Below are 13,091 nucleotides of genomic sequence, written 5' to 3'. Positions count from 1 at the left end.
TTTGAGAAACGAGAATATAAAAAAAATGTGCCGGCAAACGATGTCATTCAACAGCTTTGCCGGCACAACTTTTCGATATTATGCAAATTTTAGAATGTCAATTTAACACCCAATTGCATCTGCCACGCACTTCCGGTTGAAGCCGTATAATCCCATTTGGAATTCTTCAAAAACTCTTCGCGTGAAGGAGCGTTCAGTTGGTAAGTAAGAGGCTCTCCTACCTTACTCGCAGTTTTCAAAAGTCTGACATTGTTGTAGCTCTGCAAGCCGCATGAACGATAAGCTCCCCATTTTGAATTCAACAGATTGCCCACGTTCAGCATATCGAGACTTACTTGAATCCCATATTTACGACCGCCTATTTTAGCATAGAAATCCTGGGCAATCTTCATGTCGAAACGATGAATCCACGGTTCTAAAGCCGCAGCACGCTCAACATATTTCCCTTTACGTTCTTTCAAATAAGAATCATTGATTACATAATTCCAAAAATCCTCCTGCTGTTCGGCTGCCAAATAGGTAATAGCATTTGTCTCTTTATCCTTAACATCAACAAACTTCATTTCATCTTTGGAAGCCGGCACGTAAATCAAATCGGAATAATTTCCGTCACCATTCATATCATTATAATAAGTATACGAAAAACGTCCCTGCTGATATCCGGTATAGAACAAAGATACAGTGGTTTTCATATTTGCATAAGCTATCTCATAAGATGCATTGGCAATCAGACGATGAGGAGTAGAGAATAATGAATAAGAAAGGCCCGGATCGTTCAAAGAATTGACAGCCACATTGTTCTGCCATACAGAAGCGGCAGAGGAGCCCGGATTGGCGGTCATATCCTTGGCCATGGTATATGTATAACCGAATGAACCGGTAAAACCGAAATCGAATTTCTTCGTCAGCACCGCATTGAATGAATACTGGTATCCTTTTTCATCTCCATTAGTCAGCTGGATAACAGTTTTCGTTTTGTCATTACTGTAATATTTATTTCTCTCCCAATACACACGTCCCGGTTGTTCGCTATATTCTCCCGAAGGAGCGCTTTCGTTTATGTTTTTTTGAACCACATTATAGACATCGCGCGTATACATGGCGCCTACGGAAAGCATAAACCCGTAAGGCAATTGGAATTCCGCATTTACGTTACTGCGCCACACTTGAGGCATTTTAAAGTTCGGATCGACATAAGCGATAGAACCGGGCACGGTTTTATCGGGAGAAGTCGGGAACAGATTAGGATACTTGCCAAGAGTTTCTTTGTAATTCGGGTTAAAGCTAAAGTCTGACGGTAATTCTTCCTTTTTAAACTCGACCATATTTTGCATCTGGCCTGCATTGGTAGGCTGATTCGTAAACCATACAAAAGGCAACAATCCCGTAAACAACCCCGTTCCTCCGGTCAATACAATGGAACGGTCTCCCTTTACATCCCAGTTGAATCCCAAACGGGGAGAAACCAATAACTTACTTTTCGGCCACTTAGATACATCCACATGCGTATTATTGAATGACTCTTTCTTAATCGCTTCGTTTTCTGCCATATCGTCAAAATAAATAGGCAAATCAAAACGAAGACCGTAAGTCAGCTTAAAGTTTGGCGTAATCGAATATTCGTCCTGAGCGTAAGCTCCAAGCATTCCGAATGTAAGTTCTGCTCCCGGCGCATCCTTTCCGTGGTATCCATAAGTAATGCCATATAAGGTTGGCAGTTTGTTTTCCATAAAATCCGCCATCGACGCATAACGGTAATACCCGTATGGAGCACGTAAATAAGAGTTCATGAAATATTGTCTTTCAAAAGTGGCTCCGGCTGTTATCAAATGGTTTCTCTTATTGATAGTCACATTATCGGTAATAGTAAACACATTGTTTTCCACATTATTAAAAGGCGTAAACAATTCCGTGCCCAATGTCATATATTGCTTATTGTCCTTATATATGTCCACCATCGGGAACGGATCTCCTTTGGTATTACGGGTATCACGAATATGCGTATAAGTCATCAACAGCTTGTTCTGTACGGTGGCAGACAAAATACTGTTCAACTCTCCGGAAAGAGAAGTAACAATGTTTTTGAAACCATAGTTGGAATTGCCAAATGTAAAAGCATCGACTCCGTAACGATTCGAATTCGTCTTTGTAATGACAGAAGAAGTCGAACTGATGCTGGCGTCATTCTCAGACTTCACGGTATTGAAGCGCAAAGACAATTTGTGCGCTTTATTAATGTTCCAGTCCATACGGGCCATTATCTTCCAGTTCTTACTTTCAAAGTCGTCAAACTTTTCATAATTTCCGGGATCATAGCCATATGTGCTGCGTACAAAATCGCTGACTGTTTTCAAATCACCTATCCAGGTTCTGGAGATATGCATTTTATTATCGCCGCTACCAATGTTTTCTTTATTTGGCGTCCACAATATACCCGGAGAAGTACTGTTCTCCAATTCGGCGTTCACAAAGAAAAACAGTTTGTCTTTCACGATCGGCGCTCCTAACGTAAACCCGTACATGCTCGACCGGTAACTTTTCACATTAGGCACATCGACGCCATTAATAGATTTTCCGATGAAATTTTTCGGCTTCTGATAAGTATAAGCAGTTCCTTTTATATTATTCGTACCGCTTTTTGTAACCGCATTAATAGAGGCTCCGGTAAAATTCGAATATGTAACGTTATAAGGAGATACATTCACGCTTATTTCGTCAATAGCATCAAGGGAAATAGGTTGAGCATCTCCGCCCGGCATATTTCTCGAACTTAAACCGAAATTATTATTCAAGGCCGCGCCATCAATAGTGATTGTATTATACCGTCCGTCACGTCCTGCAAAAGAGTTACTCCCTCCGGCATAAGGAGAAAGCTTGGTAAAATCGGTAATGCTTCGATTAATAGTCGGCAGCGTAGTAAGCTGACGCTCACTTACATTAGTCACCGTCCCCATTTTCTCCACTGTTCTTTGTGCCGTTACAGTAACCTCATCGAGCAACTCGGAACTTTCCTTTAAAGAAATATTCAACACATAATTTTCTCCCAACGAAAGGTTAACTCCCGTATAAATAGCCGTCTGGTAGCCGACATAAGAAACTTCCACTTTGTATGGACCTCCTGTACGCATACCCTGTAGATTGAATTGTCCGCTGGCATTGGTTACGGTTCCATAACGGGTACCCGACGGTTCGTGAACAGCAACGACCGTTGCCCCAATAATAGACTCATCTTGTGCAGACACTTTACCACTCATACTCGAAGTAGTAACTTGAGCACCGGCAGTAGCAAAAAGCATTAGCATCGCTACTAAGAAAAAAGATCGGATTCTTCCTTGCATAATGTAATCGGTTTGTTAATACTATATAATAGGTTGTACATTTTCTGCAAATGTAATTAATATTATTTAGAATCACATTGCATTTATGCTACATTATTTTAGAGAGATAAACATTTTCTTACATAAGCAAGAAGCAGCGAGTTTGCGTTAAAATAGAATTGACAATCGAAAACCCCATAGGTTAAAAATCTTTTTAGAATAATCCCCCCTGTTTTAGCTTTGCATTGGTCAGCAATCAGGACGAAAACAAATGGCTATTAGGTTTCAATTCACCGATTATAAGAGAGGCTGCCTCATCTTTCAATATTGAGACAGCCCCATTATTTTCCTTGATAACGAAAATGGTTAAACACAGACTTTTTTAATCTGTCATCAACTTCCTGTAACGCATGCGTTTCGGTTCTACATTACCCAGACGTTTCATCTTATTCTCTTCATACTCCGAGTAAGAACCTTCAAAATAGAATACATTCGAATCTCCCTCGAATGCCAGAATATGTGTACAAATACGGTCGAGGAACCAACGGTCGTGGGAAATTACGACGGCACAACCGGCAAAATCTTCCAGACCCTCTTCAAGAGCACGCAGTGTGTTTACATCGATATCATTGGTCGGCTCATCAAGCAACAAAACGTTTCCTTCTTCTTTCAATGCCATCGCCAGATGCAAACGGTTACGCTCACCGCCGGAAAGCACTCCGCATAGTTTTTCCTGATCGGTGCCGGAGAAATTAAAACGCGACAAGTAAGCGCGGGCGTTGATGTCGCGACCGCCCATACGCAACAATTCGTTGCCACCGGAGATCACCTGATAGACACTCTTGTTCGGGTCGATATCCTTATGCTGTTGGTCTACATAAGCTACCTTAACTGTCTCTCCTACTTCAAACTCACCCTTATCTACAGTTTCCATCCCCATTATTAAACGGAAAAGCGTTGTCTTACCCGCACCGTTCGGACCGATTACTCCTACGATGCCATTGGGGGGAAGCATGAAGTTCAAGTCGTCAAACAATAGCTTATCGCCATAAGCTTTCGCTACGTTCTTCGCTTCAATAACCTTATTTCCAAGACGCGGGCCGTTAGGAATGAAGATTTCCAGCCGCTCCTCCTTTTCTTTCACATCCTCGTTCAGCAATTTGTCATAAGAGTTCAAACGAGCTTTACCTTTTGCCTGACGGGCTTTAGGAGCCATACGCACCCATTCCAGCTCTCGTTCCAAAGTCTTCCGGCGTTTGCTGGCCGTTTTTTCTTCCATCTCCATGCGCTTTGTCTTTTGCTCCAACCACGAAGAATAATTTCCTTTCCATGGAATACCTTCACCGCGGTCAAGTTCAAGAATCCATCCCGCAACATGATCCAGGAAGTAGCGGTCGTGTGTCACGGCAATCACCGTTCCTTCATACTGCTGCAAATGCTGTTCGAGCCAATCGATAGATTCCGCATCCAAATGGTTGGTAGGCTCATCCAGCAACAGTATATCCGGTTTCTGCAAAAGCAGTCGGCAAAGCGCTACCCGACGGCGTTCTCCGCCCGACAGATGCTTCACCGGCCGGTCTTCAGGAGGACAGCGGAGCGCATCCATCGCACGTTCCAACTTAGTATCCAGATTCCATGCATCCGTAGCATCGATTATATCTTGCAACTCAGCCTGACGAGCAAACAAAGCATCCATTTTATCTTGATCCTCATAATATTCAGGCAAGCCGAACTTCTGATTTATCTCTTCATATTCCGCAAGCGCGTCAACAACCGGTTGCACGCCTTCCATCACCACTTCTTTTACAGTTTTCGTATCGTCCAAATAAGGTTCCTGGGCAAGGTATCCTACAGAATATCCCGGAGAGAAAACCACCTCGCCTTGGTAGGACTTTTCCAAACCGGCAATAATCTTCAGTAATGTAGATTTTCCCGATCCATTCAGACCTATGATACCGATCTTTGCTCCATAGAAGAACGACAAGTAAATGTCTTTCAACACATTTTTATTTGGTTGGAACGCTTTGCTCACCCCCACCATTGAGAAGATAATTTTTTTATCGTCAGCCATATATTAAAATTGTATATTGTTGATAATGGCACAAAGATATGAAAAATGTTTGAAAAGTTTTGGAATTCTCGGAAAATGTCCTACCTTTGCACCCGCATTTTGAAAGAAAAGCAATAAGGATTGATTCGCTAGCTCAGCAGGTAGAGCACAACACTTTTAATGTTGGGGTCCTGGGTTCGAGCCCCAGGCGGATCACAAAAAACAAAAGAAAAATCAAGCAAATCCCTGATAATCAAACATTATCGGGGATTTCTTTTTTCTAGCAGGTAGCAGAAAATAGCCGTTTCAAGCATATTATCGGTGGATAAATCGTGGGACTAAAATTTAGTTCGAAAAATTTCCACGAATTTGCATCTTTCTCACTGATTCATAGTATTTTGCATGGTCGTACTTTGGAAGAGAATACATAGTTTTGTAACTCTAAAAACGATGTAAAAATGGCTAGAAAATCATTTTCTGTTTTGTTCTTTATCAAAAAAGCCAAGTTATTAAAGAACGGAGAAGCACCTGTGTGCATGAGAATCACTGTAAACGGCTGTATGGTAGATATTTCTATCAAAAGAAGTTGTTCCGTAAACTATAATACCCCCACTTAATTGGACAGGCTTCTCTTTAAGTTAAGATAGTTTTTTCTCATTTTTCAAGCCGCATTGGCATAATAGCAATTAGCAGGAGTTTTGTATGATAAGGATTGGTGTGGACGTTCTTGGTTATAAAACCGAAAATATCCGTTCAACCCTTTCCACAAAGATACACCATCTTCGTAAACATTCAAATAGATGTGCTCATATTTTACGCTGCGCCGGAGACGTTCTATGAAAACATTGTCCAGAGCGCGCCCTTTGCCGTCCATTGAAATCTTTATTTCGTTGTCGGTTAGCGCTTTGATGAATGCGTCGCTCGTAAATTGGCTGCCTTGGTCGGTGTTGAAAATTTCAGGCTTACCATGTTTGCTTATTGCTTCTTTCAAAATTTCTGCACACCATTCTGCACTCATTGAGTTGGAAAGCGACCAATGAAGCACGTAGCGACTGTACAAGTCTATTACCGCCATCAGATACATAAAACCCGTTTTCATCGGGATGAAGGTGATGTCGATTGCCCAAACTTGATTGCATCGCTCTATCTTCAGGTTTCGAAGCAAGTAGGGATACTTTTTGTGTGCTTTGTTTCCTATTGTTGTTTTGGGTTCCCTGTAGATGGTTTTCCAATCGAGTATTTCCATCAATCGGCGTATGCGTTTGTGGCTGACTTTATAGCCAAAGCCGACGAGCAGCGCCGTGAGCCGTAAAACTCCATAAAAGGGTGTTTTGAAATACTGCTCGTCGAGTAAACGAAGAATTGCCAAGTTTTCTTCGCTTTCGCCTTTGGGGACGTAGTAAAAACTGCTGCTGGCAATGGAAACCAAGTTTAGCTGCCTGCTAACAAACAGTGCCTCGTGATTGGTATCGACCATCTTTTTTCTTTCGTCAGCACTTCTCATTGCAACTTTTTTTTTAGATAGTCGTTCTCAACTTTCAATTGACCGATTTGCCAATAAAGCTTTTCAATATCAACCGGTTTTTCTTTTGGCTGCTGTTTGTCGGAACTGAATACTTGACCGAAATTTTGAAGTGCCTGGGCTTTCCATGCCGAAATCTGCGTTGGCAACAACTCATACTTCTTGGCTAAACTTTCTAATGTTTCGCGCTCTTTTAAAGATTCTAAAACGACTTTCACTTTGAACTCTGTGCTGAATTTTCTTCTTGTTGTGGACATAAGTTTTTTTTGTTAAAGATAATGTTTTTTCTTTCATCGTCATATCTTAACTTGTTGTCCAGTTTTTGGGGAGTATTATAGTTTGGCTACAACCGCCAACAATCAGAAGCGTTTGACTATCACAACACCATAAAGAACGGTTCAATCTCCGAACAACTTGAAATACAAAATCAAGACTTTACTGGAGAAAAGAAAAAAGATTTATTCAAATCCAGTGGAAAAGGAAACATGATTTCTTGCAATCTTGATAGCAAGAAAGATACTAAGCATACTTACAATCAGCAAAATAATAGTAGTGGTGATTCTCTGTTGTCAATCTTTTCATTGGGAGAAGGCAACAATTACGATGTAACATCAGCAGAGAATTTGCAGGCACAGAAGCGTAAAAAGAAAAAGAAGAAGAAGAAGAGGTATTGGACATAATATTCCTGTTACATATTGCTCTTTATAACAACATCTAGAGCTGTTTTATAACACTAACAGTCATATAATCAACAGAAAAGTAGAAACATAGCAAAAAAAATTATACCTTTGCGGCTAATTTTCGATTTCTTATGAAGAATTGTAAAACTAGTAAAATAGGCATTGATATATTTTCTGGCGCAGGAGGACTCAGCTTAGGAGCTGAATGGGCTGGTATAACTGTGCGTTATGCGGTAGAACTTGATCAGAATTCTGCTAAAACATATGCCAGAAACCATCCTAATACCCAAATTATTAAACAAGATATTTCAACTGTAAATACGGCTGATTTTTCTCATGAGAATTTTTTTATATTATTTGGAGGTCCACCATGCCAAGGCTTCTCAGTTTCTAATAGAAAAACTCGTAATCTTGAAAATGAAAATAATGGTTTATTTAAAGAGTTTCTTCGTTTTGTCTACGGCCTTAATCCTGAATGGTTTCTTTTTGAGAATGTCGAAGGGTTAGTCAATTTTGACAAAGGAAGAACTTTACGTTACATATTGAATCAGTTTAAAAGAATTGGATATACAACTTCTGAAGCAATCTTATATGCTTCAGATTATGGAGTTCCACAACATCGAAATCGTTTCTTCATCGTGGGAAATCGTCTCGGTATAAATTTTGAATTTCCTAATCCAACAGGTAAAGTTGTTACTGTTGGTGAAGCCATTAATGATTTACCAATATTAGAAAATGGAGCGCACTATCAATCACTACCTTATCGGGAAAATAATGAATTAAGTGAATATGCATCAATCATGCGTAAGAGATCAAAAGATGCTACTCAAAATTTTGTTTCAAGGAATGCTGATTATATAATAGAGCGATATAAGTATATTAAGCCAGGTCAAAATTGGAAAGCAATCCCTGAAGAGTTAATGAGTAATTATAAAGATAAGAATAATTGCCATAGTGGAATATATAGACGATTAAAGGAACATGAGCCATCTGTTGTTATTTCTAATTATAGAAAAAATATGCTGATACATCCATTGCAAGATAGAGGTTTGTCAGTAAGAGAAGCTGCAAGATTGCAAAGTTTTCCTGACGATTTTATTTTTGAAGGAACAATACATTATATTCAGCAACAAATAGGAAATGCAGTCCCCCCTCTTTTGGCAGAATCAATATTTCGTAAAATTTTGAGTTACAAATAAAATTACTATGAATTTAGATAATAATAATATTGAAGCATGGTTTCTACAAAGAAAGGAAAGTGAATTTCCTGACGGTCATGATTATGTAGCCAAATATCGCACAATAAGAGATTACATCAGACTCAATATACATCCTGAAATAAAAGCAATTGTAAAAGAATATCTTCCAGATTCATTATTAAATGACCATGGAGAAAGACACATAGCTAAAGTTATAGATAGAGCTACTGATCTCTTAAAAGATAACTCAGTTGAACTTTCACCATATGAAACATTTTTTTTGCTTCTATCAATTCAAATTCACGATGCAGGTCATATTATCAATGGAAGAAAAGAACATGAGAAAAATGCGAGAAAAATAATCTCCAAGTTTGATAATACTCTAATTAGTACGCCTGAAAGAAAATATATATCAGCAATAGCTTGTGCCCATTCCGGAAAAAATAATCCAATTGGGAACCTTCATGGAGAAGACATTGTTTATATATTCTCGACTAATGTAAGAATAAAACTAATTGCCTCCATATTAAGACTGGCGGATGAGCTGGCGGATGATTTTACTAGAACTTCCGTCTTTTTAAGAGAAAAAGAACTAATTATGGAAGAGAGCCAAATTTTCCATGAATTTTCTGCGTGCTTGGATTCCTGTAAAGCTTTAACAAAAAGTAAAGAAATTAAAATGATATTTTACCTTGAATCAAAACACATATCTAATCCACTTAAAAAAAATGGAGTAGATATTTTTTTAATTGATGAAATTTATGAGCGGACATTAAAAACATTTACAGAGTGTTTGTATTGTAATCGTTTTTTGCCAGAATCCGCAAGAATAAATATGGTTTCTGTTGAAATTAATTTTTGCGACAAAGATGGTGAAGACTTTTTTCGGAAAGTTTCTTATAGAATAGAAGAGCAAGATTATCCTATATTCCCAAAAGATTTTAATATTTTTTCTTTTTGCGAGAAAGACTTGATAGATGATGGTAATAAGATGACGGGGAAATATTTAAGCGAAAAGTTAACAACTTCTAATATGATAAAAGAATGAAAAATCCATTTGAAATAAAAACTCCAGAGCAGAACACCGCAGAAGAAATTGTAAAGCTATTTGTTGATGTTTTCTCAGATTTTCATCAAGTTCCAGAACTTGGTCATACTTTTTTAAATGGACCCCGAGGTTCTGGGAAAAGCATGATGTTTAGATACCTCCTGCCCGATTGTCAAAAAATAGTAACAGGGAAAAACTTCAATGAGCTTGATTTTTTCTCTATATACATCCCCATAAAGCTGACAAATATTAACATTTCTGAGCTAGAAAGATTTGAAAATCACGCAAGTAGCTTTATTAATGAACATTTACTCGTTACATATGTTTTATCAAAAACATTCAAATTTATATATGAGACATACAATGAAGAATTAAATAAGTATACTGATGAGATTCTTTATTTTTTCAAAAATGATTTTTTATGGAATATTGAGCTTTTAGGTATTGAAACACTTGTCAGTGAAAACAAGAATGGCTTCTGTATAATGAAAGATATTGCAGTATTCATGGATAAACTAAATAGAGAGTGTACGCAATATTGTAAAAAAGTAGGCTTATCAGGAGAGTTACTTCCATATTCAGGGCCACTAATGGATTTTATAGACTTCTTTAGTCCTGTAATTTCTGCATTAAAAAAAATACCTTGCTTTCCTCAAGGAAAGCCATTTTTCTTTTTAATAGACGATGCAGGATATTTAAATGAATCTCAAACCAAGGTTTTGAATACATGGGTTTCATACAGGTCTACCAAAGATATTTGCATCAAGATTTCGACTCAGCTAGACTATAAAAACTATCTAACAACTACAGGAAAAAGGATTGATTCTCCACACGATTACTCTGAAGTGAATATTGCTACTATTTACACTTCATCAAACAGAGATTATTACAAGAGAGTTAAAGCAATTGTAGAGAGAAGAATAAATGTTTATCTCAATAAAGAAACTTCAGCTGAAGTTTTTTTCCCAAATGATAAAATACAAGAAGAAAAGATTAAAGCACTATATGACGAAATATTGGAGAAAAACTTTGATGACGAAAAAGAATATGCGGGAGGTGATGCCGCACGAAGATATTCTCGTCCAGAATATATCAAAAGATTGCAAGAAACAAAATCTGGTAGTACATATAGCTATGCAGGATTCAACCAATTAGTAGCAATCTCTTCAGGCATAATAAGAAACTTCCTGGCTCCAGCACAAGATATGTACGCTGAATCATTATCCAGAAACAATAGTGTATTTGAAGGATTTATATCAGATTCTATCCAGAACGAAATTATAAAGAAGTATTCAACTTCATTCTTAGAAGATGAATTTTCTAAAATTTTCAAAGATTGCCTTAAAGATGAAAGAAAACTAAAAAAAGCTGATAAATTATATAATTTAATCACATCTTTAGGAGAATTATTTCATAGAATATTGGTGTCAAATTGTTCTGAAAGAAGAGTATTTTCTGTTGCATTGACAACGAGACCCGATTATGAGTTAAAAGAGATTCTCGACATGGGTATCCAACTAGGTTATCTACACGAAAGTACTATTGGTAATAAACTTGGTGGAGGACGTAACAAGTTATATGTATTAAGTAGACTCTTGGCACCACATTTCAAACTGGACCCAACAAGTTTTGCCGGATATCAATTTATGTCAAGTGATGATCTTAAAGTGGCTCTTTATAGCACAAAGAAATTCCTCAATATCTTTTCTAAGAAATTGATAGATGAGGAAAAAGTGATTCAAAAAGAATTAGATTTTGAAATAGATGAATAGTTAAAAAATAAATTATCATGGATAAATTCAGAAAAGTACAACTTAATGAACTAAAATCAGTTTTAACTTTTAAAATTGATTTATTCATTTGTAGCTCAAGTTTTGATGAAAGATGTCTTATCTTGATAAATACACTTGATTTAGACTTGGTAGAAAGAATCAGAATTTGTCATTTTGAGAATAACTATATAGTTTCCGAAAATAATTTGGATAAGATGAAAGCTATCTCTCCAGAGAAAGTGGAAACACTAATTTTGAAGAAACATAATCCTATTGCAGTATATGATATGTTTTATTCTCTTTTGTCGTCTATTCCTTCGGATTCGACAATAATTGTTGATACTACTACATTGACACGTGAAAATTTATTAATTTTATCTCGAATATTATTTGACAAATTTCAAAATATTCAATCTTATTTCTTATACACGCCTTCATCAGCATATTATGAACAAAATATGAAGCCTGAAGACATATGGCTTTCTAAAGGTGTTAGAGATATTAGAACTGTATTGGGGTATTCTGGTGATTTTTCAGCAATGAAAGAATTACTGTTAATAGTTCTTGTTGGATTTGAGTATGAAAGAGCTGAAACGCTTATTGAGATTTTTGAGCCATCAAAACTTTATATTGGACAAGCCTTTGATAGTACTTCTATCAATAGTGAATTGGCTAAAATCAATGACTGCCATTTTCAAAAGCTTAAAATGACAAATCCTCACTGTATACCTTTCTCGTTTTCCTGTATTGATATTGAAACAACGAAAGAAAGTCTAGAAGATATTATAGTTGAGAATAGAGAAAAATATAATATAGTGATTAGTCCCATGAGTAATAAGATATCAACAATATCTTGTGCTATAACTGCATTAACACATCCAGATATTCAAGTATGTTATGCATCTACGAATCAATATAATATAGATATTGCCTATTCCCCCTGTGATTATGTATATCTATTAAAGTTGAATAACTATTATTAGTACCTGATGCAATAGACGTAAATCCATAAATAGAAAGATAGAGAATCTGTATACTTTAGAAAAACAGGAATAATAAATACTTCTGCAATTTTGATGCTTTGTAGAAACTCATTATATTTGTTCTCTGTAAGCATTTGATAAACGTAAGCATTCGAACAAATACACCTTGTACAGCTTGGGGTTTGGTTGTAGCTTTGCATTAGCATATACAATCCAACCTCAATAATTATGAATAGATTAGAATTTGAAGAATTAGAATTGCAGGTGCAACAAAGTGGCCTGCCATTGAAATCGTACCTGCAACAAATAGGTGTAAGTTATTCAACTTATCACTATTGGCGTAAAAAATGTTCAGTTGACAGGGATCGTGTCAAACAGGAGTGGGCTCCCATCAGTTTCAAACAACCCGCCACGGTGGCGAAAACGGAGCATGCCCACCCACTCAGGACGGTTCTATCCACCCTTTTTTGATGCGATAAGCGGCTTAAAATCGGCTTAAAAAACGGAGTATTGCCGTTCA

General features: G+C 37.2%; 9 protein-coding genes, 1 tRNA gene and 2 pseudogenes. 8 read left to right on the top strand and 4 right to left on the bottom strand.

Annotation, left to right across the window (positions count from 1 at the left end):
• Positions 1-89 precede the first annotated feature (89 nt).
• Together C234_RS0107645 and ettA are read right to left on the bottom strand one after the other, a co-directional pair.
• Positions 90-3,338 carry a TonB-dependent receptor gene (locus C234_RS0107645; protein WP_027325272.1) on the bottom strand — a complete coding sequence of 1,083 codons (3,249 nt, stop codon included), beginning with the start codon at positions 3,336-3,338 and terminating at the stop codon, positions 90-92.
• A 361-nt stretch (positions 3,339-3,699) separates the two neighbouring features.
• Positions 3,700-5,388, bottom strand: a complete 1,689-nt coding sequence (gene ettA / locus C234_RS0107640) for an energy-dependent translational throttle protein EttA (protein WP_027325271.1) — start codon at positions 5,386-5,388, stop codon at positions 3,700-3,702.
• A gap of 122 nt (positions 5,389-5,510) precedes the next feature.
• On the opposite strand from ettA, the gene C234_RS0107635 reads away from it, so the two are divergent.
• Together C234_RS0107635 and C234_RS17120 are read left to right on the top strand one after the other, a co-directional pair.
• Positions 5,511-5,583: transfer RNA gene (locus tag C234_RS0107635), tRNA-Lys, on the top strand.
• A gap of 242 nt (positions 5,584-5,825) precedes the next feature.
• A pseudogene (locus C234_RS17120) lies at positions 5,826-5,966 on the top strand (Arm DNA-binding domain-containing protein); the annotation flags it as partial.
• 62 nt (positions 5,967-6,028) lie between these two features.
• Here C234_RS17120 and C234_RS0107630 read toward each other — a convergent pair.
• Both C234_RS0107630 and C234_RS0107625 read right to left on the bottom strand, forming a co-directional pair.
• Positions 6,029-6,871, bottom strand: a complete 843-nt coding sequence (locus C234_RS0107630) for an IS3 family transposase (RefSeq protein WP_081688139.1) — start codon at positions 6,869-6,871, stop codon at positions 6,029-6,031.
• Positions 6,868-7,146, bottom strand: a complete 279-nt coding sequence (locus C234_RS0107625) for a transposase (RefSeq protein ID WP_027325269.1) — start codon at positions 7,144-7,146, stop codon at positions 6,868-6,870. The genes C234_RS0107630 and C234_RS0107625 overlap by 4 nt, the downstream gene beginning before the upstream one ends.
• Positions 7,147-7,227: 81 nt before the next feature.
• Here C234_RS0107625 and C234_RS18025 point away from each other — a divergent pair.
• The 6 genes and pseudogenes from C234_RS18025 to tnpA all read left to right on the top strand — a co-directional run.
• Positions 7,228-7,569 (top strand): annotated as a pseudogene (locus tag C234_RS18025) (DUF5712 family protein); the annotation flags it as partial.
• Between the two features lie 131 nt (positions 7,570-7,700).
• Positions 7,701-8,768: a DNA cytosine methyltransferase gene (locus C234_RS0107615; protein WP_027325267.1), complete on the top strand. Its 1,068-nt coding sequence runs from the start codon at positions 7,701-7,703 to the stop codon at positions 8,766-8,768.
• Positions 8,769-8,775: 7 nt separating this feature from the next.
• Complete coding sequence (locus C234_RS0107610) at positions 8,776-9,816, top strand: HD domain-containing protein (RefSeq protein WP_034537247.1); 1,041 nt, start codon at positions 8,776-8,778, stop codon at positions 9,814-9,816.
• A complete protein-coding gene (locus C234_RS16110) occupies positions 9,813-11,588 on the top strand; it encodes an ORC-CDC6 family AAA ATPase (RefSeq protein ID WP_051290197.1) in 1,776 nt (591 codons plus the stop codon). The genes C234_RS0107610 and C234_RS16110 overlap by 4 nt, the downstream gene beginning before the upstream one ends.
• A gap of 17 nt (positions 11,589-11,605) precedes the next feature.
• Positions 11,606-12,571, top strand: coding sequence for a hypothetical protein (locus tag C234_RS0107600; protein WP_034537251.1), 966 nt, complete (start codon positions 11,606-11,608; stop codon positions 12,569-12,571).
• Between the two features lie 228 nt (positions 12,572-12,799).
• Positions 12,800-13,042: an IS66 family insertion sequence element accessory protein TnpA gene (tnpA, locus tag C234_RS17770; protein WP_148295180.1), complete on the top strand. Its 243-nt coding sequence runs from the start codon at positions 12,800-12,802 to the stop codon at positions 13,040-13,042.
• Positions 13,043-13,091 lie beyond the last annotated feature (49 nt).

Source organism: Bacteroides pyogenes DSM 20611 = JCM 6294 (assembly GCF_000428105.1).
Taxonomy (GTDB): Bacteria; Bacteroidota; Bacteroidia; order Bacteroidales; family Bacteroidaceae; genus Bacteroides; species Bacteroides pyogenes.
Note: the sequence above shows the minus strand (reverse complement) of the source record. Positions and strands in the feature narration are given on the sequence as shown.

What these genes read in the sequence shown, in the direction of transcription:
- tnpA (WP_148295180.1), top strand. Translation starts at nt 12,800, where the DNA reads ATGAATAGATTAGAATTTGAAGAATTAGAATTGCAGGTGCAACAAAGT.
- C234_RS0107645 (WP_027325272.1), bottom strand. Translation starts at nt 3,338, where the DNA reads ATGCAAGGAAGAATCCGATCTTTTTTCTTAGTAGCGATGCTAATGCTT.
- C234_RS0107610 (WP_034537247.1), top strand. Translation starts at nt 8,776, where the DNA reads ATGAATTTAGATAATAATAATATTGAAGCATGGTTTCTACAAAGAAAG.
- C234_RS0107625 (WP_027325269.1), bottom strand. Translation starts at nt 7,146, where the DNA reads ATGTCCACAACAAGAAGAAAATTCAGCACAGAGTTCAAAGTGAAAGTC.
- C234_RS0107630 (WP_081688139.1), bottom strand. Translation starts at nt 6,871, where the DNA reads ATGAGAAGTGCTGACGAAAGAAAAAAGATGGTCGATACCAATCACGAG.
- C234_RS0107615 (WP_027325267.1), top strand. Translation starts at nt 7,701, where the DNA reads ATGAAGAATTGTAAAACTAGTAAAATAGGCATTGATATATTTTCTGGC.
- C234_RS16110 (WP_051290197.1), top strand. Translation starts at nt 9,813, where the DNA reads ATGAAAAATCCATTTGAAATAAAAACTCCAGAGCAGAACACCGCAGAA.
- C234_RS0107600 (WP_034537251.1), top strand. Translation starts at nt 11,606, where the DNA reads ATGGATAAATTCAGAAAAGTACAACTTAATGAACTAAAATCAGTTTTA.
- ettA (WP_027325271.1), bottom strand. Translation starts at nt 5,388, where the DNA reads ATGGCTGACGATAAAAAAATTATCTTCTCAATGGTGGGGGTGAGCAAA.